23 protein-coding genes are annotated in these 22429 nt (G+C 71.5%); 13 read left to right on the top strand and 10 right to left on the bottom strand.

Translation table 11 applies throughout. The features are described 5' to 3' along the window. Positions 1–9 precede the first annotated feature (9 nt). Genes ABT186_RS29495 through ABT186_RS29485 form a run of 3 tightly spaced genes read left to right on the top strand, consistent with a single transcriptional unit; the run spans position 10 to position 3394 of the window. On the top strand, positions 10–894 hold the full coding sequence (locus ABT186_RS29495; protein WP_351927611.1) for a carbohydrate ABC transporter permease: 885 nt from the start codon (positions 10–12) through the stop codon (positions 892–894). After that, complete coding sequence (locus ABT186_RS29490; protein WP_351235877.1) at positions 894–1808, top strand: carbohydrate ABC transporter permease; 915 nt, start codon at positions 894–896, stop codon at positions 1806–1808. Before ABT186_RS29495 ends, ABT186_RS29490 begins: the two co-directional genes overlap by 1 nt. Next, positions 1805–3394 carry a glycoside hydrolase family 43 protein gene (locus ABT186_RS29485; RefSeq protein ID WP_351927609.1) on the top strand — a complete coding sequence of 530 codons (1590 nt, stop codon included), beginning with the start codon at positions 1805–1807 and terminating at the stop codon, positions 3392–3394. Before ABT186_RS29490 ends, ABT186_RS29485 begins: the two co-directional genes overlap by 4 nt. Before the next feature lie 13 nt (positions 3395–3407). On the opposite strand, the gene ABT186_RS29480 is transcribed toward ABT186_RS29485, so the two are convergent. Then, a complete protein-coding gene (locus ABT186_RS29480) occupies positions 3408–4424 on the bottom strand; it encodes a zinc-dependent alcohol dehydrogenase (RefSeq protein ID WP_351927607.1) in 1017 nt (338 codons plus the stop codon). Next, positions 4417–4857 (bottom strand): tautomerase family protein, encoded by a 441-nt coding sequence (locus ABT186_RS29475; RefSeq protein ID WP_351235883.1) that lies wholly within the window; start codon positions 4855–4857, stop codon positions 4417–4419. Before ABT186_RS29475 ends, ABT186_RS29480 begins: the two co-directional genes overlap by 8 nt. A 106-nt stretch (positions 4858–4963) precedes the next feature. Between ABT186_RS29475 and ABT186_RS29470 the strand changes: the two genes are divergently transcribed. Continuing rightward, positions 4964–5548, top strand: coding sequence for a TetR/AcrR family transcriptional regulator (locus tag ABT186_RS29470; RefSeq protein WP_351235885.1), 585 nt, complete (start codon positions 4964–4966; stop codon positions 5546–5548). Between the two features lie 80 nt (positions 5549–5628). Here the strand turns inward: ABT186_RS29470 and ABT186_RS29465 are convergent, their stop codons facing one another. After that, positions 5629–7149 carry a carboxylesterase/lipase family protein gene (locus tag ABT186_RS29465; RefSeq protein WP_351927605.1) on the bottom strand — a complete coding sequence of 507 codons (1521 nt, stop codon included), beginning with the start codon at positions 7147–7149 and terminating at the stop codon, positions 5629–5631. Between the two features lie 486 nt (positions 7150–7635). Between ABT186_RS29465 and dhaK the strand changes: the two genes are divergently transcribed. Genes dhaK through ABT186_RS29450 form a run of 3 tightly spaced genes read left to right on the top strand, consistent with a single transcriptional unit; the run spans position 7636 to position 9672 of the window. Then, on the top strand, positions 7636–8628 hold the full coding sequence (gene dhaK, locus ABT186_RS29460) for a dihydroxyacetone kinase subunit DhaK (protein WP_351927603.1): 993 nt from the start codon (positions 7636–7638) through the stop codon (positions 8626–8628). Positions 8629–8663: 35 nt separating this feature from the next. Further along, positions 8664–9263 carry a dihydroxyacetone kinase subunit DhaL gene (dhaL, locus tag ABT186_RS29455; protein ID WP_351236228.1) on the top strand — a complete coding sequence of 200 codons (600 nt, stop codon included), beginning with the start codon at positions 8664–8666 and terminating at the stop codon, positions 9261–9263. Next, positions 9256–9672: a PTS-dependent dihydroxyacetone kinase phosphotransferase subunit DhaM gene (locus ABT186_RS29450; RefSeq protein WP_351236226.1), complete on the top strand. Its 417-nt coding sequence runs from the start codon at positions 9256–9258 to the stop codon at positions 9670–9672. Before dhaL ends, ABT186_RS29450 begins: the two co-directional genes overlap by 8 nt. A 95-nt stretch (positions 9673–9767) precedes the next feature. Here the strand turns inward: ABT186_RS29450 and ABT186_RS29445 are convergent, their stop codons facing one another. The 4 genes from ABT186_RS29445 to ABT186_RS29430 all read right to left on the bottom strand — a co-directional run bounded on the left by ABT186_RS29445 (position 9768) and on the right by ABT186_RS29430 (position 14412). Continuing rightward, positions 9768–10457 carry a glycoside hydrolase family 75 protein gene (locus tag ABT186_RS29445; RefSeq protein WP_351236224.1) on the bottom strand — a complete coding sequence of 230 codons (690 nt, stop codon included), beginning with the start codon at positions 10455–10457 and terminating at the stop codon, positions 9768–9770. Between the two features lie 377 nt (positions 10458–10834). Continuing rightward, a complete protein-coding gene (locus ABT186_RS29440; protein WP_351236222.1) occupies positions 10835–11380 on the bottom strand; it encodes a PadR family transcriptional regulator in 546 nt (181 codons plus the stop codon). 99 nt (positions 11381–11479) lie between these two features. Next, positions 11480–13495, bottom strand: a complete 2016-nt coding sequence (locus ABT186_RS29435) for an oxidoreductase (RefSeq protein WP_351236220.1) — start codon at positions 13493–13495, stop codon at positions 11480–11482. 140 nt (positions 13496–13635) lie between these two features. Then, on the bottom strand, positions 13636–14412 hold the full coding sequence (locus ABT186_RS29430) for a putative protein N(5)-glutamine methyltransferase (protein ID WP_351927601.1): 777 nt from the start codon (positions 14410–14412) through the stop codon (positions 13636–13638). 350 nt (positions 14413–14762) lie between these two features. Here ABT186_RS29430 and ABT186_RS29425 point away from each other — a divergent pair, with 350 nt between their 5' ends. Continuing rightward, positions 14763–15194, top strand: a complete 432-nt coding sequence (locus ABT186_RS29425) for a MarR family winged helix-turn-helix transcriptional regulator (RefSeq protein ID WP_351927623.1) — start codon at positions 14763–14765, stop codon at positions 15192–15194. Here ABT186_RS29425 and ABT186_RS29420 read toward each other — a convergent pair whose 3' ends face one another. Together ABT186_RS29420 and ABT186_RS29415 are read right to left on the bottom strand one after the other, a co-directional pair. Then, positions 15195–15911 (bottom strand): GNAT family N-acetyltransferase, encoded by a 717-nt coding sequence (locus ABT186_RS29420; RefSeq protein ID WP_351927599.1) that lies wholly within the window; start codon positions 15909–15911, stop codon positions 15195–15197. It abuts the gene before it with no gap. Beyond that, positions 15908–16834, bottom strand: a complete 927-nt coding sequence (locus ABT186_RS29415; protein ID WP_351236215.1) for an NADP-dependent oxidoreductase — start codon at positions 16832–16834, stop codon at positions 15908–15910. Before ABT186_RS29415 ends, ABT186_RS29420 begins: the two co-directional genes overlap by 4 nt. Positions 16835–17080: 246 nt before the next feature. Here ABT186_RS29415 and ABT186_RS29410 point away from each other — a divergent pair, with 246 nt between their 5' ends. From ABT186_RS29410 to ABT186_RS29400, 3 genes are all read left to right on the top strand, one after another. Beyond that, entirely contained in the window at positions 17081–17686 is a 606-nt protein-coding gene (locus tag ABT186_RS29410; protein WP_351927597.1) for a sulfite oxidase-like oxidoreductase, read from the top strand. Positions 17687–17693: 7 nt separating this feature from the next. Further along, positions 17694–18452, top strand: a complete 759-nt coding sequence (locus ABT186_RS29405; protein WP_351927621.1) for a ferredoxin reductase — start codon at positions 17694–17696, stop codon at positions 18450–18452. 318 nt (positions 18453–18770) lie between these two features. Next, a complete protein-coding gene (locus ABT186_RS29400) occupies positions 18771–19355 on the top strand; it encodes an Rv1733c family protein (RefSeq protein WP_351927595.1) in 585 nt (194 codons plus the stop codon). A gap of 147 nt (positions 19356–19502) precedes the next feature. On the opposite strand, the gene ABT186_RS29395 is transcribed toward ABT186_RS29400, so the two are convergent. Then, a complete protein-coding gene (locus ABT186_RS29395; protein WP_351927593.1) occupies positions 19503–20849 on the bottom strand; it encodes an 8-oxoguanine deaminase in 1347 nt (448 codons plus the stop codon). Between the two features lie 130 nt (positions 20850–20979). On the opposite strand from ABT186_RS29395, the gene ABT186_RS29390 reads away from it, so the two are divergent. Both ABT186_RS29390 and ABT186_RS29385 read left to right on the top strand, forming a co-directional pair. Beyond that, positions 20980–21945 (top strand): acetylxylan esterase, encoded by a 966-nt coding sequence (locus ABT186_RS29390; RefSeq protein WP_351229351.1) that lies wholly within the window; start codon positions 20980–20982, stop codon positions 21943–21945. A gap of 6 nt (positions 21946–21951) precedes the next feature. Beyond that, entirely contained in the window at positions 21952–22356 is a 405-nt protein-coding gene (locus tag ABT186_RS29385) for a nuclear transport factor 2 family protein (protein WP_351927591.1), read from the top strand. The last annotated feature ends 73 nt before the right edge of the window (positions 22357–22429 follow it).

Here is a 22429-nt window from a genome sequence, read left to right as displayed (position 1 = left end):
GCAGACCCGATGATCCGCTCCCAGCGCTGGAAGGGCGCCGCCTTCACGGTGCCCTTCCAGCTCGGCTTCGTCTTCCTGTACCTGCTCCCGATCGGTTACGCCGTCTACGAGTCGCTGTACCTGGAGAAGCAGTCCGGGCTCGGACTCGGCGGCGCCACCAGGGAGTTCGTCGGCCTGGACAACTACCGGCAAGGCCTGACCGACTCGGCGTTCATGAACGCCGTCCTCAGGGTGGTGCTGTTCGCCTGTGTGCAGATCCCGGTGATGCTGCTGATCAGCCTGGTGCTGGCGCTGTTCCTGGACGCGATCGCCTCCCGAGCGGCCGGCCGGTTCCGGATCTTCCTGCTGGTCCCGTACATGATCCCCGGAGTGGTCGCGGCGATCGTGTGGGTCAACCTCTACAGCCCGGACGTGGGCCCGCTGACACCGCTCGGCAGGTTCTTCGGCTTCGACTGGAACTTCTTCGCACCGTCGATGGTCTGGCCGTCCATCGGCAATCTGCTGACCTGGCACGGCATCGGCTACAACATGGTGATCATCTACTCGGCACTGCAGGGCGTACCGCGCGAGTTGTTCGAGGCCGCGCGGATCGACGGAGCCTCCGAGATCCGTATCGCGCGCAGTATCAAGGTCCCGCATGTGCGCGGGGCGCTGGTGCTGACCGGTCTGCTCTCGATCATCCAGATGCTGCAGATCTTCAACGAGCCCTCACTGTTCCGGAACGTCACCCCCCAGACGGTCAGCGACAGCTTCACCCCGATCATGATCATCTACAACCAGGCGTTCAACGCCGGCAACTACCACTACGCCGCTGCCCTGTCGGTGCTGCTCGCCCTCATCCTCGGCATGGCCTCCTTCCTCTTCTACCGGCTGACCTCGGGGGAGGCCGACTGATGCTGATGACCGAGTCGGGCACAGAGCGGCCCCCGGCGCGCGCCGTCAGGCGGCTGGCCCGCCCCGATCGCGCCTCGCGCAGCCGCGGCGGTCAGCGCTTCCTTCTGATCGGTCTGGTCCTGGCCGGCGTGTACAGCCTTTTCCCGGTGTGGTGGCTGATCGTCGCCGCCACCAAGGACCGGGCCGGGCTGTACCAGACGAACGGACTGTGGTTCTCGGGCTGGCACCTGTGGGACAACCTGCATCAGCTGTTCACGTACCACGACGGCATCTTTCTGCGCTGGACCGCCAACTCGTTCCTGTACGCGGGTGCCGGCTCCCTGGGCGGCACGCTCATCGCCCTGGCGACGGGCTACGGCCTGGCCCGCTTCGACTTCCCCGGACGCAACGTGGTGTTCGCGTGCGTGGTGGGTTCGTTCCTGATCCCGATCGCCCTGCTCACCCTCCCGCTGTACCTGCTGTTCTCGGCGATCGGGCTGGTCGACACGCCGTGGGCGATGCTCGTCCCGTGTCTGATCAACCCGTTCAGCGTGTACCTCGCCAAGGTGTACACCGAGGCGACGATTCCGTACGAACTCCTGGAGGCGGCCCGCCTGGACGGCGCCGGTGAGCTTCGGATCTTCTTCAGTATCGTGCTGCGGATGATGACCACGGGCGGCGCCACCGTGTTCCTGCTCGCCTTCGTCAACACCTGGAACGCGTTCTTCCTGCCGCTGACCGTGCTGCGCGGTGAGCAGAACTGGACCCTCAGCCTCGGCCTGTACAACTGGTCCGGCAACCGTCTGGAATCCGGCGTCGATCTGACCAGCCTCGTGCTGACGGGCGCGGTGCTGTCCATCGTGCCGATGGCGATCATGATGGTGGCGATGCGCCGCTACTGGCGGACCGGTGTGACGCTGGGAGCCCTCAAGTGACCGTGCTGCGCAACCCCGTCATCCGCGGTTTCGCCCCGGATCCCTCGCTGGTGCGGTCCGGCGACTGGTACTACGTGGCCACCAGTTCGTTCGAATGGTTTCCGACGATCCCGATCCACCGATCCCGCGATCTGGCGCACTGGGAGTACGCGGGTCATGTGCGCGGCGCGGTCCCCGGCGACTCACTGGCCGGAGTCCCCGACTCGGGCGGCATCTGGGCGCCGTCGCTGAGCTGGGACGGCGAACGGTTCTGGATGGTCTATTCGATCGTGCGCTCCATCGGCACGCCGTACTTCGATCTGGACACATACGTCACCACGGCCACCGAAGCGGACGGAAAGTGGGCGGCCCCGCGCCGGGTCGCGAGCCACGGCTTCGACCCCGCACTCTTCCACGACGAGGGACGGCTGTGGCTGCTCAACATGCAGAGCGATCACCGTCCCGGAGGGGAGCGCTTCGCCGGGATCGTCGTGACCGAGCTGGACCGCGACAGCCTCGCCCCGCTCGGCGGCACACATCTGCTGCTGCAGCACGAACGGCTCATCGAGGGGCCCAAGTTGCTGCGGCGGGAGGGTTGGTACTACCTGGTGCTCGCCGAGGGGGGCACCGGATTCGAGCACGGCGTCCGGGTGGCGCGCAGCCGGACGATCACGGGTCCGTACGAGCTCGACGGCACGCCCCTGCTGACGAGCCGGGACGATCCTTCGGTGCCGTTGCAGAAGGCCGGGCACGCGGAACTGGTCGAGACGCCGGACGGCGAGTGGTTCATGAGCCATCTGGTGGCCCGCCCGCTGCGGACCCCCGACGGACTCCGCTGCACCCTCGGCCGCGAAACGGCGATCCAGGCCGTGACCTGGGACGCGGACGGCCGGCCCCGGCTGCGCCACGGGGGGTGGCACCCGGCGGCCGAGGTCGAGGTACCCACGCGTCCCGGCCCGCTGTCCCCCGCCCCGCGGATCGACGGGCTTTCCTGGCCTTGGAGCACCCTGCGCGGACACCCGGACCCGTCCTGGGCCGACACCGGCAGCCGGCCCGGCTGGATCCGGCTGCGCGGCCGGCAGGGCCCCGAGTCCCTGTGGGAGCAGAGCCTGCTCGCCCAGCGCATCACGGAGCACCGTGCGGAGGCCGAGGTCACGGTGGAGGCCACGCCACGCACGTTCACCGAGGCCGCCGGCCTGGTGCTCCGGTACAACACCGCGTCCTACCTCGCGCTCGATGTGACCTGGGCCGAACCCAAGGGCGAGCCGCAGCGCGGCCAGCAGTGGAAGGGTGCAGGCCGAACCGTGCTCCGTCTGCTGGAGCGCGACGAGCAGGGTGCCCGGCAGGTCGCCCTCGTCGACGTCGAGGCTGCGGATCCGGTCACGCTGGGCGTGAGCGTCGACGGTGCCGATGCGCAGTTCTGGTTCGTCCGGGACGGAGCGCGCACGCCGGTCGGTCCGCCGCTCGACTTCAGCCGTCTGTCCGACGACTACGGCTCCCGGCTGCGCTTCACGGGCGCGTTCGCCGGCATCCACGCCCACGACCTCGTCGACGCCGCGTTCACCGCCGACTTCACCGGCTTCCGGCTGACGTGCACACCACGGTGACGCGGCCGGCCGTTCACAAAGGAGTGCCGGGGCGTACGAAGACCGGTTTGAGATGCCGCTCCGGCAGCGCATCGGGGAGTTGCTCCCAGTCGATGACGTGCGAGACGACCCGCGCGGGGTCGACCTGACCGGAGCGGGCCAGGTCGAGGGCGTCGGGGATATGGGCCCGTACGTTGTCGCGTGCGACGCGCAGGGTGACACCGGTGAGGTACATGTCCAGCAGGGGCAACTCGCCGGGCCGGAAGTGGTTGCCCGCGGACTCGCAGACGCCCTCCGGGGCAAGGGACTTGACGGCGAGGGCGAGCTGGTCGACCCGGCCGGTGGCCTCCACCGCCAGGTCGAAGCCGTGGCGGACGGGCTCGATCGCCTCGGCGGTGCGGGCGCCGAAGCCCTCCGCGACCTTGCGGCGTTCAGGTTCGGGGTCGACGTACAGCACCTCGGAGGCACCCAGTGCACGGGCGATGTCGCACACGTACAGCCCGATGCTGCCGCGTGCGACGACCAGCACCCGGGCCCCGGGCCGGTTCCTCAGGTGCGGGGCGACCAGCCGCCAGGACAGGGACCAGTTGTCACTGGCCGATGCCATGGCGACGGGGTCGAGGCCGGAGGGCAACGGCACCAGCATGGCGTCCGCCCACGGCACCCGCACCAGATCGGAGAAGAGACCGCCCCAACTGCCGCCGATGGGCGCGCCGTACATCGCCATGTGCGGGACAGTGGTGCAGTGCGCGGTCAGCCCGGTACGGCAGCGTCCGCATGTGCCGCAGTTGATCGACCAGGGCACCACGACCAGGTCGCCGGGGGTCACGCCGCTCACGACGTCACCGACCTCGACGACCCGGGCGACGCACTCGTGTCCGATGGCGAACGGTGGGTCGATGAAGCCATGCCCGGCCAGGATCGCCGAGTCCACGTCGCAGGGGGTGGCGGCCACCGGGGCGACGGTCGCCTCCTGGTCGGACGTGAGTTTCGGCTCCGGTGCCTCGCGCCACTCGACCGAGTGCCGGGCGACGTAGGTCAGTTCACGCATCGGCCTGCTGCCCCTTGTCCTTTCCGGCAAGGGCGACGAGGTCGGCGAAGCGGATGACGGAGCCGCCCGCGCCCCAGGTTCCGTCGGGCTGCTCGTGCACCAGCACCCACACGCGCAGCGCGTCGTCCTGGGAGAGTCCGGCGGCCCGGAGCACGGTCGTGGTCGCCTCCTCGACCAGCCCCGCCTTGCGCCGCTCCGACAGGGCACCCTGCGGGACCGTGACGTCGACGAGGAAGCGCGGTGCGTCGTTCTCGGCGGTGGTCTGCGCCCCCTCGGGGAGCTCCACCAGACAGCTCCAGGCCTGGGCGCGGAAGAAGGCGGTGTCCGGGGCGCCCTCCCAGCGCAGCAGTACGGCGGCCAGGTCGCGCTGGACGCTCTTGCGGCCCTCCTCGGTCAGCGATCCGGCCGGTGCGGTGAGCCTGATCATCGGCATGGCGTGGGGTCTCCTCCCGACTTCGACGACTGACTCTATGACAGTCGTTATAAGCGGAGGTCACGCTAGACTATGACGAGCGTTATATCCAGAGGGGAGCACGCAATTGGCCAAGCCCAGCACACCGTCCCGCGAGCGCATCGTGGCCGGTGCTGCCGACATGATCAGCCGACGGGGGCTCAACGCCACGAGCATCCGGGAGCTGGCCAAACACGCCAAGGCACCCCTCGGCTCGACCTATCACTACTTCCCCGAGGGCAAGCAGCAGCTGGCCACCGAGGCGGTCCGCTACACCGGCGAATGGGTCGCCCGGGGCCTGCGCGAGGAACTCCGGGCGGGCCCGGTCGCAGGACTGAGCGCCTTCCTCGCCCTGTGGCGCGGGATCGTCGTCGACAGCGACTTCCGCGCCGGCTGCCCCGTCCTCGCGGTCTCCATCGAGGAGCCGCCCGCCGACGAGACCCCCGACGCCCTGCTGGCCGCCGCCGAGGTGTTCGGCACCTGGGAGTCCCTGCTGACCGGTTCCCTGCGTGAACACGGCGCCGACCCGGAACTGGCCGCGCAACTGGCCACGCTCGTGGTCGCCGCCGTCGAGGGGACCGTGGCCATGTGCCGCGCCAAGCGCAGCATCGAGCCCCTCGACCTTGTGGAGGCGCAGCTGCGTGCACTCATCACCAGCGCGATCGGTGACTGAGCCCCTTCTGCGGGCGCGGCCACTCAGTCGCGCCCGCGGCGCGGGCCGCACAGGTCCTGCAGCTCACGGGTGAGCGGCGGTTACGCCGTCACCAGAGGCAGGGCAGCAAATGTGTGGTGCCGCCACAGGCCCCGGGAGGCCTCCTCGGGGTAGGCGGCGACCGTGGGCTCGGTGTCGAGGATGCGGACGAGACGGCGTTCGATGTCGTAGGCGGGCCAGCCCGGATCACCCGTGGTGGCGAAGGCGGTCCAGGCGGAGCGGATCCGGGCGGAGAGCGCCTCGGTCTCGGGCGAGGGCGTCGGCCCTACCAGCATGCCGCCGAGGCCGTCGTACGCACCGAAGGTCAGGGGTACGTCCAGGCCGTGGCAGGCGCCCAGGACTCCGCCATTGGCGGGGGCGGACCAGGTGAGCTCGTACATGTGCGCCCGGCCGCCGCCGGCCACCTGCGCCTCGGCCAGGTGCAGCGAGGGCATACGGAACAGCCAGTCGGACTGTACGAGTTCGAACAGGTACTCCGCGGAGGCTTCCGGGAACGCGGCGCGGTAGGCCTGCTCGGCGTCCTGAGCCGGCCCGAACAGCCGCAGAGCCGACGCCGCCAGGCCTTCGTCCACCCGGCCGAGCAGCCCGCCGAGCATGACGAAGAGGCGGAACTCGTCGCGGTTGTGCCCTGCGATCAGCTCCACGTCCCGTGCGGCGCCGCCGGCCAGGGCCTCCCACGGCGTGGTCGGCAGGACATCGCCGTCGACCACGGGCGAGTACGGGGTCGGGGTGAGGGCGACGGCGCCCCATCGTTCCACGTACTGACGCATCCGGGCGCTCACCGCGGACCCCGCCTCGGGCAGCTTGCGCGGATCCACGCCGGAGAGGTCGGTCGTGGTGGGACGCAGCCCCACCTCGCCGGCCAGGGCCTCGGCGATGTCCCCGGCCAGTGCGTCCGAGAAGTACGTGCCCGGCACGCTCTGAGCGATGGCCCGCCGGAACAGGCCCCGCGTCCTCGGCATGGTCATCAGGGCGGCGATGGACCCGGCACCCGCCGATTCGCCGAAGACGGTGACCTGATCGGGGTCGCCGCCGAAGGCGGTGATGTTCTCGCGCACCCACTCCAGGGCCGCGACCTGGTCGAGCAGCCCCCGGTTCGGCGGGGCACCCTCGATCCGGGCGAACCCTTCGATGCCGACCCGGTAGTTGAGGGTGACGACGACGAGCTCGCCGTCATGGGCGAGGCGGCTGCCGTTGTAGGCGGGATCGTCGGCAGAGCCGTATTTGTAGGCGCCGCCGTAGATCCAGACCATCACCGGCCGTCGGGATGCCGGATCGGGCTCGGGCGTCCACACGTTGACGGTCAGCCAGTCGTCGCCGGCCGGGAGGCTGCCGGGCGGAGCGGCTTCGGTGCCCATCGCCTCCTGCGGGGGAGGCGGCCCGAACGCGAACGCCTCCCGTACGCCGTCCCAGCGGTCCGCCGGTCGCGGTGCCGCGAAGCGGAGCTCGCCCACCGGAGGCTGCGCGAACGGGATGCCACGGAAGACCGCCAGGCCGTCCTCACGACGACCGCGCACCGCGCCCGTCGTGGTCGTGGCCTCCGGAAACTCGCTTGTGCTCATCGATGACTCCTCACAGGACCGCCACTCCGCAGTGAGTCCGTGCACGGGAACGAGTCCCTTGCCTGTCGCGGGCGTGGTGGCGCCGCGGCCGGCGACGGCTCATATCAGCGCGGTCATCATGCACCCAAGTCACCCGATCAGTGAAGTCTGCTTCACCAGACGAACCGTGTCATGCTTTTCACCCTCCCCGGCGGCCCGACCGAGCGAACGTGCGACTCGTACGCACCGAGGAATGTCAACACACGTGACCATCGCCTCGTCAGCGCGGATACTTCCGACAGTGGACCGCCGACACCACTCATCCGCATCACACCCAGGCCTGACGACCCGTCAGCGAAGTCAGCTACCGGTCGGCATCGGACGCGCCGGACTCCGCCTCCACCGACCGCCGATCGCCGATCGCCGAGATCAAAAACTGAACTCACCCGCCCCGACCAGGGAAGATACAGGTCGGGGGCCACTTTGCAGGCTTACCAGGAGGTACCCGTGAAGATGTTGATCAACGTCCCGGAATCGGTGGTCGCGGACGCGTTGCGGGGCATGGCGGCCGCGCATCCCGAGCTGACCGTCGACGTGGAGAACCGGGTGATCGTACGGCGTGACGCCCCGGTCGCCGGACAGGTCGCCCTCGTCTCCGGCGGTGGCTCGGGGCACGAGCCGCTGCACGGCGGGTTCGTCGGCCCTGGCATGCTGTCGGCCGCCTGTCCCGGCGAGGTGTTCACGTCTCCCGTGCCCGACCAGATGGTGCGCGCGGCGGCGGCGGTGGACAGCGGCGCGGGCGTGTTGTTCATCGTGAAGAACTACACCGGTGACGTGCTGAACTTCGACATGGCGGCCGAGCTCGCCGAGGACGAGGGCATCCAGATCGCGAAAGTCCTGGTCAACGACGACGTGGCGGTCACCGACAGCCTCTACACGGCGGGCCGGCGCGGCACCGGCGCCACGCTGTTCGTGGAGAAGATCGCCGGGGCGGCGGCGGAAGAGGGGCAGCCGCTGGAGCGCGTGGAGTCCATCGCCCGGCAGATCAACGAGAACTCCCGCAGCTTCGGTGTCGCCCTCACCGCCTGCACCACGCCCGCGAAGGGCACGCCCACCTTCGACCTCCCGCCGGGCGAGCTGGAGTTGGGCGTCGGCATTCACGGCGAGCCGGGGCGCGAGCGCCGCGCGATGATGACCTCCCGCGAGATCGCCGACTTCTCGGTGCACGCCATCCTGGACGACCTGGAGCCGCGCAATCCTGTGCTGGTCCTGGTCAACGGGATGGGCGCCACCCCGCTCCTGGAGCTGTACGGCTACAACGCAGAGGTGCAGCGGGTGCTGACGGAGCGCGGCGTCGCCGTGGCCCGCACTCTCGTCGGAAACTACGTCACCTCCCTCGACATGGCCGGCGCCTCGGTCACCCTGTGCCAGGTCGACGAGGAACTGCTGCGGCTGTGGGACGCGCCGGTGCGCACGCCGGGGCTGCGCTGGGGCAGGTGAGTGAGGTCAACGTCCGTACCACGCAAGGAGATTCAGTGCTTGACGCCGACTTCTTCCGCCGTTGGATGACGGCGACCGCCGTGTCCGTCGACCGTGAGGCGGAGCGGCTCACCGCGCTCGACTCGCCGATCGGCGACGCGGACCACGGCAGCAATCTGCAGCGCGGCTTCCGCGCGGTCACGGCCGCGCTGGAGAAGGAGGCGCCGGACACGCCCGGCGCGGTTCTCCAGTTGGCGGGCCGGCAGCTGATCTCGACGGTCGGCGGTGCGTCCGGTCCGCTGTACGGAACGCTGTTGCGCCGCACCGGCAAGACCCTCGGTGATGCCTCGGAGGTCACCGAGGAGCAGCTGACGGACGCGCTGCGGACGGGCGTGGACGCGGTCATGGCGCTCGGCGGGGCAACGCCCGGCGACAAGACCATGGTCGACGCCCTGGTGCCCGCGGTGGACGCGCTCGCCACCTCGTTCGAGGCGGCGGGCGCCGCCGCCGAGAAGGGTGCCGTCGCCACGACGCCGTTGCAGGCCCGTAAGGGCCGGGCGAGCTATCTGGGGGAGCGCAGCATCGGACACCAGGACCCCGGGGCCACGTCCTCCGCCCTGCTGATCGCCGCGCTCGTGGAGGCCGCCGGTGAGTGACAGCGCGCAGAAGCTGGTCGGCATCGTGCTCGTGTCGCACAGCGCGGCGGTCGCGCAGTCCGTCGCCGAACTGGCAAAGGGCCTGGCGGGCGGCGGCACGATCGCGCCCGTCGCCGCGGCGGGCGGCACGCTCGACGGCGGGCTCGGCACCAGTCCGGAGCTGGTCTGCGATGCGGCCGCCGAAGTGGACCGGGGCGCGGGGGTCGCCGTGCTCATGGACCTGGGCAGTGCGGTCCTCACCGTGAAGGCGCTGCTCGCGGAGGGCGACGAGCTCCCGGAGAACACCCGGCTGGTCGACGCCCCGTTCGTCGAGGGCGCGGTCGCCGCGGTGGTCACGGCCTCGGCGGGCGCGGACCTGGCGGGGGTGGAGGCAGCGGCCACGGAGGCGTACTCGTACCGCAAGGAGTGAGCGCGTTCCACAGGAGCCGCTGCCGCCGTGGAGCGGCAGTGGCTCCCCTTCAGGAGTCCCCTCTCCTGCTCCGGGAGTCCAGGTCTCCCGTGGCATCAGTTCTCCCGCAGGAACGTGCGCGCCAGGCTCTCCCCCAGGGTCACCGCCGCACGGTGGTCCTCGATCGGCGACACGCGGGAGTTCCGGAAGACGATGTACGTCACCCCGGAGTCCGCTCCGCCGGTGCGCGGATCGGGGCGGATGCCGAGGGCCTTGGCGGTGGCGTAGGAGGCCTCGCCGATGACCTCTTTCGGACCTATGTCGCCGACGACCGCGTACTGGACGCGGCCCTGGTAGATCACCGCGGCGAGGGAGCCGCCGCGGACACCGTACTCACGGTGGTCCCAGATGGTGCTTGCGCCGGGCACCACGATGTACGGCAGGGTCTCGGCGCTCAGATACCTCCCGTCGGACTGCAGGTAGGCGGTGGTGGCGGAGAAGTACGGGTCGGTCCGCGCGTTGCACAGGGTGCCGGGGCGTCCGTCGCAGTCGATGTCCATGTCGGCCTTCCAGAACACGGCTCCGCGCTTGCCGCAGACGGGGATGACGGCGGGGGCGCCCTGGTCGCTGCGGTAGCGGGCGTGCGACACCTGGGTGCATGTGCGCACCTTCGCCAGCAGGTCGGCGGCGCGGACGATGCCTTCAAGGGCCGTCGAGGGCCGGTGCGGGCGGGCGGCGGCGGGAAGCGCGGCGGGGACGAGCAGGGCGGCGCCGGCCGCGGCCAGCTTCAGCGACTGGACGAGCACGATGAGGGACCCTCTCCTCGGGGACAGTGATGATCACTCACCCACCGTGGTGCCACTCTTCGACGTCCGTCCACTTCGAGGCGTCCGGACGGAGCACAGGCGCATGGGGCGGTCGGGTGGCCGGGCCGAACCGCCCCGGGCCACCCGACCGCGCTCGCCGGCGCGGGATCAGCGACGACAGCGGACCGCGCCGTCGGCACGAACTGCCCTGGATGACAAGCGAGTTCACGCCGCGTCGCGCACCAGCATACGTAGCCCGGGCGCTCCGCGGCGAACACCGCCCCATTTTGATGTGCCCACGCCATGCAGGCCCGCCGGGAGGCAGTCGGTCCAGCCGGCCTCAGGAGGGTCGACGGACGACCGGGCCGCGGGGGCGGCTACTCGTGCTCGGGCAGCTTTCCGAACTCCTCCAGGGCGTGGGTCAGCCACTGGGTCCAGAAGGACTCAAGGTCGATGCCCGCCCGCAGTACGAGGTGCTGAAGGCGGTCCTGCACAGAGTCCCTGCCGGGCCCGAAGTCGCGTTTCTCGATCTCCTTGTACTCGTCCAACTGCCGCTGATGCAGGTCCAGATGACGGCGCAGGTCGGCCTCGATGCCCTCGGTGCCGACCACGGCCGAGGCGCGCAGACGCAGCAGCAGCACGTCGCGCGCCGGCTTCGGGTCCTGGGACGCGGCCGTCCAGCGGGCGAGTTCGGCGCGGCCCGCGGGCAGGACCTCGTACGCCTTCTTCTGCCCGCGGACGGGCTGCTCGGCGGGCAGGGCGCGGATCAGGCCGTCGCTCTCGAGCCGTCCCAGTTCGCGATAGATCTGCTGGTGGGTCGCCGACCAGAAGTAGCCGATCGACCTGTCGAACCGACGGGTCAGTTCGAGTCCCGACGACGGCCTCTCCAGCAGGGCGGTCAGAATCGCGTGCGGGAGTGACATGGACCCATCCTAGGGAGGCGGCGTACGGCTCCTGGGTCCTGTCGTCAGACTCCCGCCGTCCGCCCGGAGGGCGGGCCCGGCGGCGTCCGACGACAGGACCTACAGGGCCGCCGCCAGCTCCGTGCCCTGCTTGATCGCCCGCTTGGCGTCCAACTCGGCCGCCACGTCGGCGCCGCCGATGAGGTGCGGCGCCCGGCCCGCGGCCACCAGCTCCTCGTACAGGTCGCGGCGCGGTTCCTGCCCGGTGCACAGGACGATCGTGTCGACCTCCAGGACCTGGCTCGCACCGTCCACGGTGATGTGCAGCCCGGCGTCGTCGATCCGGTCGTAGCTCACGCCCGGGACCATGGTGACGCCCCGGTGCTTCAGCTCGGTGCGGTGGATCCAGCCGGTGGTCTTGCCCAGCCCGGCGCCGACCTTGGAGGTCTTGCGCTGGAGGAGGTGGACGGTGCGCGGCGGGGCAGGACGCGCGGGAGCGGCGAGGCCGCCCGGGGCGCGGTAGTCCATGTCGACACCCCAGTTGCGGAAGTACGTCGCCGGGTCCTCGCTCGCCTTGTCGCCGCCGTCGGTGAGGTATTCCGCGACGTCGAAGCCGATGCCGCCGGCGCCCAGGATGGCGACGCGGTCACCGACGGGCGCACCGTCGCGCAGCACATCGAGGTAGCCGAGGACCTTGGGGTGGTCGCTGCCGGGAATCTCCGGGGTGCGCGGGGTGACACCGGTCGCGACGACGATCTCGTCGTGGCCGGCGAGGTCCGCGGCGGCGACAGGAGTGTTCAGCCGGACATCCACGCCGTGCTGTTCGAGCCGGTTGCGGAAGTAACGGAGCGTCTCGTCGAACTCCTGCTTGCCGGGGACCTTGCGGGCGACGTTCAGCTGGCCGCCGATCTCACCGGCCGCGTCGTACAGGGTGACCTCGTGCCCGCGCTCGGCCGCGGAGACGGCGCAGGCGAGCCCGGCGGGACCGGCGCCGACCACGGCGACGCGCTTGCGCAACCGGGTCGGGGACAGCACCAGCTCGGTCTCGTGGCAGGCTCGCGGGTTGACCAGGCAGGAGGTGATCTTCCCGCTGAAGGTGTGGTCGAGGCAGGCCTGGTTGCAGCCGATGCAGGTGTTGATGGCTTCCGGCCGCCCGTCCGCGGCCTTGGCGACGAAGTCGGGGTCGGCGAGCATGGGCCGGGCCAGGGACACCATGTCGGCGTACCCCTCGGCGAGCAACTCCTCGGCCAGTTCAGGGGTGTTGATGCGGTTGGTCGTCACGAGCGGAACCGAGACGGCACCCATGACCTTCTTGGTCACCCATGTGTACGCGCCGCGCGGCACGGAGGTGGCGATGGTCGGGATGCGGGCCTCGTGCCAGCCGATGCCGGTGTTGATGATGGTCGCGCCGGCGGCCTCGACCGCCTTGGCGAGCGTGATGACCTCGTCGAGGGAGGAGCCGCCGGGGACGAGGTCGAGCATGGACAGCCGGTAGATGATGATGAAGTCCTCACCGACCGCCTCACGGACACGGCGGACGACCTCGACGGGGAAGCGCATCCGGTTCTCGTACGAGCCGCCCCAGCCGTCCTCGCGCCGGTTGGTCTGCGCCGCGATGAACTCGTTGATGAGGTAGCCCTCGGAGCCCATGATCTCGACACCGTCGTACCCGGCCTGCCGGGCGAGGCGGGCGGCGCGCGCGTAGTCGTCGATGGTCTGCTCGACCTCGTCACCGGTGAGCGCATGCGGGACGAACGGGCTGATCGGGGCCTGAAGGGCGCTGGGCGCGACGAGGTCCTGGTGGTAGGCGTACCGGCCGAAGTGGAGGATCTGCATCGCGATCCGCCCGCCCTCGCGGTGCACGGCCCCGGTGATGACGGAGTGCTGCTCGGCCTCCGCCTCTGTGGTGAGCTTGGCGCCCCCCTCGTACGGGCGTCCGGCCTCGTTGGGCGCGATGCCGCCGGTGACGATGAGCCCCACTCCCCCGCGTGCCCGGGCGGCGTAGAAGGCGGCCATGCGCTCGAAGCCTCGCTCGGCCTCCTCAAGGCCCACGTGCATCGAGCCCATGAGCACACGGTTGGGCAGGGTGGTGAAGCCCAGGTCGAGCGGGGTCAGCAGATGCGGGTAGCGGCTCATCAGGCCCTCCGTACGGCGTGTCGTGCGTCCGTTGTAGACGACGACGGCTCCCTATTGCAACTAGTTGCACAATCGGGAGGGTGTGAGCTTGGTCAGCCCCGCATGGCGTCGCGGGGCAGACGGGAGTGTGACGACAGGGCCTATCGCCGGGTGCCTATCAGCACGTTGGCGTAGAGCTCATCCGAGACGGCGACCCGGACATCGAGGCCGCCGCGGGTGAACGCCTCGACAGCGGACGGGACTTGGCGTTCACTCGTCTCGACGAGCAGACAGCCGCCCGGGGCGAGCCACCGATGCGCCTCGGCGGTGACCCGGCGCAGGACGTCCAGGCCGTCCGAGCCCCCGTCCAGGGCCACCAGGGGCTCGTGGTCACGGGCTTCGGACGGCAGCAGCGCAACCTGGTCCGTGGGGACGTAGGGCACGTTGGCGACCAGGATGTCGACTCGCCGGCGCAGGTCGTCCGGGAGGGCGTCGAACAGGTCGCCCTCATGGACCCGGCCGCCATGGGCGGCGAGGTTTCGGCGGGCACAGCGCACGGCGGCCGGATCGATGTCGGCCGCGTGCAGCGCGGCCCCGTCGAGCGCCGCGGCGAGGGCCGCGCCGACCGCGCCCGAGCCGCAGCACAGGTCCACGACGAGGGAGGCGTTCCGCCCCTGAGCGAGGGCCTGGTCGACGAGGAACTCGGTACGGCGGCGGGGCACGAACACGCCCGGTTCCACGGCGAGGCGCAGCCCGTGGAACTCGGCCCAGCCCAGGACGTGTTCGAGGGGCAGGCCCGCGGCACGCCGGTCGACCATGGCGGTGACCTCGTCGGGCGTACGGGCGGTGGAGAGGATCAACTCCGCCTCGTCCTCGGCGAAGACGCAGCCGGCGGAACGAAGCGCGGAGACGACGCTGGAACGCGACAGTGGTGGCATGGAGCCGAGAAGCCTTCCGGTTGACCGAAGGGCGCCCTCGCGGTCACCAGCCGTCGGTGAGCCGCGCTGTCCTGAGGTGAGAGCACCCGAGCGACACAGCAGAAATGGGGCTCACCTCCTCGGCCACAGCCGGCTGGGGGGATCGGCGGCCGGGACGGTCACCTTAGCAGGGGACCCGCAGACCGACGTCCTGGCGGCACCGGTCTGCCCCATCGACCCGCCCTTTAAGTTGTACCGTACAACGAGAAGCGCGAGGAGGTCCCGTGAAGGCAGCCGAGCGGTCCGGCGGGACCGCGGTCACGGAGTACGACGCCGCCGCGTCGCCCGGGGCCGCCGCTGCCGTCGAGACCATTCACCGTGAGTTGACGACGTTCGCCCGGCGCGCCCGCGCCTCGGCCGGACGCATGCATCCCGAGCTGTCCCTGGTCTCCTACACACTGCTCGGGCATCTGGAGGAGAGCGGCGGCTGCCGCGCGACCGACCTGGCCGCGCACTACGCGCTGGACAAGTCCACGGTCAGCCGGCAGGTGGCCTCGCTGGAGCGGGCCGGGCTGATCGAGCGGCGAGTCGATCCGGACGACCACCGGGTCCAGCTGCTGCACCTGACCGACGCGGGCACACGCATCCTCGCCCAGGTCACCGAGAGCCGCCGCGAAGCGTTCCGGGAGCGGCTCGCCGGCTGGCCGGAGGAAGACCTGGAACGCTTCGCGGCGTATCTGACGCGGTACAACGCGGCGGCGGCCGTCACGCCCGTCAGGCCGCCCGGCACGGCCGCCGGCTGATCAGATCCCCACAGCCTGGCCGTCCGCCGAGTGCTCCGGAACCCGTGCCGACAGGAACTTGGTGGCGCGGCGCAGCCGGAAGCCCAGGGACTCGTAGAGCCGGATCGCATCGGTGTTGCCCGCGCCGGTGTGCAGGAACGGGGTCTCACCGCGCTCCCGGATACCGTGCGCCACGGCCAGGACGAGCCGGGTGGCCAGCCCCTGACCGCGGAAGTCCGGGTCGGTGCACACGGCGCTGATCTCGGTCCAGCCCGGCGGGTGCAGCCGCTCGCCCGCCATGGCGACCAGGGCGCCGCCCCGGCGGATGCCCAGGTAGGCGCCCAGTTCGATGGTGCGCGGCAGAAACGGGCCGGGCTGGGTGCGTTCCACCAGGTCCAGCATCTCGGGCACGTCGGCCGGGGTGAGCACGACGGCCTCGGGGTCGGGCGCGGCGGCGATCCCGTCGTCGACGAGCTGCACACCGTCGACGGCGAAGGTGATCTCCCAGCCCTCCGGCACCTCGCCCCGGAACCCGGGCAGCGGAGCCTCGGCGCCCGGGCCCGCGAGCGCCGCGAGGTCGGCCCAGTCGTCGGCACCGGGGTCGTCGGGCAGGCCCACCCACGGCGACACGTCCAGGGGATAGCGCAGCACACGGCCGCGGCGCTCGGCGAAGTGGGCGTGCGGGCCGGTCAGCGAGGCGAGCGCGGGGTTGTCGAGGACGTGCCGTTCGGTGCTCATACGCCGACCTCGATCACGACCTTGCCGCGGGCGTGGCCGTCCTCGACGGTGCGGAGGGCCTCCCCGGCCCGGTCCAACGGGAAGATCTGCGTGATGTGGGGGCCCAGGTCGCCGCGCTCGACCATGCCCGCGACCTCGTCGAGCACGGCGGAGGTACGGGCCCGCACGACGCGCGCCCCGCCCAGCCGCTCGACGTCCTGGGGCGGCGCCCCGGCGGTGATCAGCTCGGAGCGGTCGGTGAGCAGTGTCGCCGCTTCTTCCAGTACGTCACCGCCGACGAGGTCGAAGACGCCGTCGACGCCGTCCGGGGCGGCCGCCCGCACCCGCGTGGCCAGGTCGGGGCCCGAGGGGACGTGCAGGGCACCGAGGTGCTCGACGAAGTCCTTCTTGCCGTCGCTCGCCGTGCCGATGACGCGCAGCCCGAACGCGCGGGCGATCTGCACGGCGGCGACCCCGACTCCCCCGCCGGCTCCGGTGACCAGCAGGGTCGCGCCGGCGGGCAGGTCGAGCTGGCGGATCCCGTCGTACGCGGTGGCCGCGGCGACCGGCAGGACGGCGGCGTCCGTGAAGGACAGCCCGTCCGGCACCCGCGCGGTCACCGTCGCGGGCAGCAGCGCGTACTCGGCGTATCCGCCGGCCACCGTGTTGCCGAAGACCGCGTCCCCGACGGCGAAGCCGGTCACGCCCTCGCCGACCTCCTCGACGACTCCGGCGGCCTCGCTCCCGAACACCACGGGGAAGACGGGCGAGCCGGACTCGCCGGGGCGCCGGAAGCCCGAGCGCAGCTTCCAGTCGATGGGGTTCACGCCCGCCGCGCGCACCGCGACGAGAACCTGTCCGGGGCCGGGGCTCGGCCGCTCCACGTCGATGAGGGCCTCGGTCTCCGGGCCGCCGTACTGCGTGTATGCGTACGCCTTGGGCATGTCCTGCCTCACTCTCCTTCGCTGTCGCCGGACGACCCGTCGCAGGAGCCACGCGTGCCGGCCACTGGACGGCAAGGAAGATCACGGGACGGCTATTCCCGGGCCGCCGGAGAGTTCATACACCCGCAATGATCGAGGTCGGGCAGGGGCGGGAGCACGCTCGGCGGGCACGTACGGTTGACTGCGTACGCATTGATCACGCTCGACCGGCGGTCCCGTCCGGACTGCCTGGAGGCACCAGCCGCCATGAACGTCACCCGAGGCTTCACGGGGCGCTCGCGCGTCCCCGACCCCGGGCTGCCGCCCGGGCAGTACGACGCGGGCGACGACTGGCCCGTCCTGTCCGCCGAGGTCACACCCGAGCTCACGGTCACGGAGTGGTCGCTCAGGATCGACGGTCTGGTGGCCGAGCCGCGCACCTGGGGCTGGGAAGAGGCGCACGTGCTGCAGGCGTCGGCGTACGAGGGCGACATCCACTGCGTGACCGGCTGGTCGAAGTTCGGCGTGCGGTTCGGGGGCGTGTCCCTGGATGTGTTCCTCGACCTCGTGCGGCCCGGGGCGACGGCCACGCACGCCGTCGCCTACTCCCACACCGGGTACACCACGAACCTCCCGCTCGCCGACCTCATCGGCGGGCGCGCGTGGATCGCCTTCGAGTACGACGGGAAACCGCTGCCGGCCGAGCACGGGGGTCCCGCGCGGCTGACCGTGCCGCACCTGTACTTCTGGAAGAGCGCCAAATGGATCGCGGGACTGAGGATCCTCGACCACGACGAGCCGGGGTTCTGGGAGCAGAACGGGTATCACGCGCGGGGCAACCCGTGGGAGGAACAGCGGTACTCCGGTGACTGAGACGACCATGACGCCCAGCCCCTTCGTTCCGCCCACGCGCTTCGCCGTGCCCGGGCGGATATCCGTGAGCAACCGCGCAGCCGCCGTCTGGCAGACCGCGACACTGACCGGGATCCGCCGGGAGACACCGCACGCGGCGACGTTCCGGTTCGCGGTGCCCGGCTGGGCGGGACATCTGCCCGGCCAGCACCTGATGCTGCGGCTGACCGCACAGGACGGCTATGTGGCGCAGCGCCACTATTCGATCGCGTCGGCGCCCGACGACTCCGGTCATATCGAGCTGACCCTGGATCACGTCGAGGGCGGTGAGGTCTCCGGCTGGTTCCACACAGTGGCCAGGCCCTGGGACGAGGTGGAGGTGCGGGGGCCGCTGAGCGGTTTCTTCGCCTGGCCCGGCGACCGGCCCGCGCTGCTGATCGGCGCCGGCTCCGGGGTCGTCCCGCTGATGTCGATGGTGCGCCACCACCGGACGCGCCGTCTGGACGTCCCGCTGCGACTGCTGGTGTCGGCCCGCGGGCCGCGGGAGCTGATCTACGCGGACGAGTACGGCGCCGAGACCACGCCCGTCTTCACGCGTACCGCGCCCGAGGGGGTGCCCGTGGGCCGTATGTCGGCGGCCCATGTGGCGCCGCTCCTGGCCGGGGCGCCTCCCGGTGGGTGGGAGGCCTATGTGTGCGGCTCCAACGGGTTCGCGGAGCACGCCTCGCGGCTGCTCGTCCAGGCCGGGCAGCCGGTGGACCGCATCCGGATCGAACGCTTCGGCTGACCGGGCTCCGGACAGCCGGCAAGGCCGGTCCCGGGTTGCGGTAAGGGCCGTTCTCGGGTAGCCGGCCATATGGCCGGGAACCTCGCCCAGGAGGAGAATTGCCATAAAAAGCCGTTCCGTGTCGGAAGCATCCCGTGCCGCGTACACACTTGTACGTGGGCGACGCGGGGCTCGGACCGGTCGTGCGGGCGCGGAGTCGACGCCGGGTCCGCGGTGGACGCCCGCATACGGGCGCGGTACGCCAGGTGCGGCGGACCTGCCCGGGCGGGGGTGCGGCCGGGCCCCGCCACAGCGGGACGCGGCGGCAAGGAGGTCGTGATGCGAACCCGGGTGCGCGGCTGGCGCTGGCGACGCAATCCGCTGCGCCGTCGATCGGATGTCATCGAGGCGTGGACGACGGTGATCGTCGCCGTTCTGCTGTGCTTCGGAGCGCCGCTGGCCGGCACGGCCGTGGGCTGGTGGGCGTACGGCAACGCGCACGCGACGCAGGTGACCCAGCGCGCCCAGCGCCATCAGGTGCCCGCGGTGCTGGTCGAGGACGCCCCGGCCGCCGTGCCCTCGGCGCAGGGCGGGAAGCAGCCCCTGTACCAGGTGAAGGTGCGTCTGACCGAGCCCGGCAAGGCCCCCCGGACCACGCTCGCCCAGGTGCAGGCGGGCTCGCGGCGCGGCGACCCGGCGGAGGTGTGGCTGGACGCCAAGGGCCACGGCGTCGCCCCTCCGCCGAGCGACGCCGCGGTGTGGCAGCACACGCTGACGGCCGGAGTGTGGGCCGCGGGCGGCGCGGCGGGGGCCGTCCTCCTGGCCCGCGCCGTGTTCAGGCGGGTGGCCGAGCGGCACCGCATGGCGGAGTGGGAGGCGGAGTGGGCCCGCACGGGGCCTGAGTGGGGGCGCAGGACTGCGTGACGCAGGGAGTTCCACGCGGAGTTGAGCGGGCCCCGGCGGTGAACAGCCGTCGGGGCCCGCGCTTGCTCCGCCGGAGCCCCCTGGCGTGCGGACTCGTCAGGCTCCGCCCCCCCTCACACGATGCCGTGGACAACGCGAGGCGCCCCCTCACACGATGCCCTGGACACGCCGCGCGATCCGGCGGTGCTCCCGCAGCGTGTCGGTGAGCGCGGGCAGGGTGGGTTCGCCACGGTCGACCAGGATCCGGCCGCCGACAACGGTGGTCCAGGCGCGGGCGGGGCCGCAGCGCAGCCAGGCCTCGACGGGATCGCTGACCGCGCCCGCCAGCGCGACCTCGGGCAGGTCCCACACGACGAGGTCGGCGCAGGCCCCGGGCCGCAGGTGGCCCAGTTCGCCGTCCCGGCCCAGGCAACGGGCCGAGCCATGGGTCGCCATACCGAGGACGTCGCGGGCGCTCATCGCAGCGGGGCCGTTCCGGTGGCGGCCGAGGAGGAGGGCTGTGCGGGCCTCCAGCCACAGCGAGGCGTGGTCGGTCGACGCCGATCCGTCGCAGCCGATGCCGACCGGCATTCCCAGCTCCCTCATCCGGCGCACCGGCGCGGTCCCGCCCGCGATGAGCATGTTGGAGCTGGGGCAGTGCGCCACGCCGACGCCCGCGGCGGCGAGCCGGCCGAGTTCGGCGTCGTTTGCATGGATGCAGTGCGCGACCCAGCTGCGGTCGCTCATCCAGCCCGTGTCCTCGAAGTACTCCACGGGCCGGCAGCCGTAGGTCTCCAGGCAGTACGTGTCCTCGTCGCGGTCCTCGGCGAGATGGGTGTGCAGGCGTACGTCGTACCGCTCGGCGAGTTCCGCGGTCGCCCTCATCAGCTCCCTGGTCACCGAGAACGGCGAGCAGGGCGCGAGCGCGACCCGCACGAGCGCGCCCGGGGCGGGGTCGTGGTGGGCCTTGATCAGCCGCTCGCTGTCGGCGAGGACCTCGTCCTCGGTCTGGGTGACGCTCCGCGGAGGCAGTCCGCCGTCCTCCACGGACCGGGTCATCGAGCCGCGCGTGGCATGGAACCGGAAGCCGATGTCGCGCGCCGCGCGGATCTCCGCGTCCACCAGCCGCGGCCTTGGATGGACGTAGCGGTGGTCGGACGAGGTGGTGCAGCCGCCCAGGAGCAGTTCGGCCATGCCGACGTACGCAGACACATAAACGGCCTCGTCGTCGAGCGCGGCCCACAGCGGGTAGAGCGTGGTGAGCCAGTCGAACAGGGAGGCGTTCACAGCGGGGGCGTAGGAGCGGGTGAGGTTCTGGTGGATGTGGTGGTGCGTGTTGATCAGGCCGGGGGTCACGAGCCGCCCCGCCGCGGAGAGGATCCGCCGGGCACCCGGTTCGGTCCCGGCCCGACCCACGTCGACGATCCGGCCCGCCTCGATCACGGCCCAGCCGCCCGGGATCTCCCGCTCCCCGTCCACGACCAGCAGCTCGGCGTCCCGCACCAGTAGATCCACGCCGTCATGCTAACTGAGCGTGACGACATCGTCACGGGAGTCACGGCGGTCGGAATCGAGGTCTGGCGGCTCCCCTGTGGCCACCGTACGGTGTGATCATCCGCACTCCTGACGTCAAAGGTGGTCCTCCATGGCCCTGTTCGACCTGTCGCTCGACGAACTCCACGAGTACCGCAGCGCCTCCGTCGAGCCGGCGGACTTCGACGCGTTCTGGGCGAAGACGCTGCAGGAGACCCGCGCGCACGCCCTGGACGCCCGCTTCGAGCCCGTCGAGACGGGTCTGAAGACGGTTCAGGTGTACGACGTGACGTTCGCGGGGTTCGGCGGGCATCCGGTGAAGGGCTGGCTGACCGTGCCGGTGTCCGTGGACGGGCCGCTGCCCACGGTCGTGGAGTTCATCGGCTACGGCGGCGGGCGCGCCCTCCCGCACATGCACCTGCTGTGGGCCTCGGCGGGCTTCGCGCACTTCGTGATGGACACGCGGGGTCAGGGCAGCGCATGGGGCGGCGGTGACACGCCGGATCCGGTGGGCAGTGCACCGGCGTTCCCCGGGTTCATGACGCGCGGCGTCGAGGACCCCGAAACGTACTACTACCGGCGGCTGTTCACGGACGGGGTGCGGGCCGTGGAGGCCGCCCGTGCGCATCCGCTGACCGACGCCGCCCGCACCGCGGCCGTCGGGGCCAGCCAGGGCGGCGGCATCACGATCGCGGTCGGCGGTCTCGTACCGGATCTGGTGGCGGTCGCGCCGGACGTGCCGTTCCTGTGCGACTTCCCGCGCGCGACGACGCTCACGGACCGTAACCCGTACCGGGAGATCGGCAACTACCTCAAGACGCACCGCGGCCGCACCGAGCGGGTGCTGCGGACGCTGTCGTACTTCGACGGTGTGCACTTCGCGGCGCGCGGCCGGGCGCCCGCGCTGTTCTCGGCGGCGCTGGAGGACCAGACGTGCCCGCCGTCGACGGTCTTCGCCGCGTTCAACGCATGGGCGCACGAGGACAAGACGATCGAGGTGTACGACTTCAACGACCACGAAGGCGGCGGCCCCTACCAGGAGGCGGTCAGGCTGCGCTGGCTGCCGGCTCGTTTCTGACGGGCCATGGACACCGCCGAGGCGGCGCGCCGGTTCGTCCGGGTGTGGGAGCGGGCGTGGGCGGCGCACGACGTGGAGGCGATCCTCGCGCTGTACGCGCGGGACTGCGTCCACCGGTCGATGCCGTTCCGCGCGCCGCACCGGGGGCGGGCCGAACTCTCCGCATATCTGCGCTGGTCGTTCGCGGGCGAGCGAACGCTCGACGTCCGCTTCTCCGAGCCGCTCGTCGGCCCCGAGGGGCGGGCGGTCGCGGAGTTCCGGGTGCTGGCCGAGGAGGACGGCACGCCCTCGACCCTCGCCGGCTGCGTCTTCGTGCGCTTCGACGAGGAGGGGCTGGCGGTGGAGACACGGGACTACTGGCACACCGCAACCGGCCATCAGGAGCCGACGGGTCCGTTGTTCTTCGTCTGACGCCACGGAGTCCTGATCGGTGCGGCGGGTGCGTTCGACGGGTTCCCTCCAGTCCGACCAGTCGGTACGTTCA

This window comes from Streptomyces sp. NPDC001634 (genome assembly GCF_040298185.1).
GTDB lineage: Bacteria > Actinomycetota > Actinomycetes > Streptomycetales > Streptomycetaceae > Streptomyces.
The sequence above is the reverse complement of the archived record's forward strand: the minus strand, read 5'-3'. Positions and strand labels throughout refer to the sequence as shown.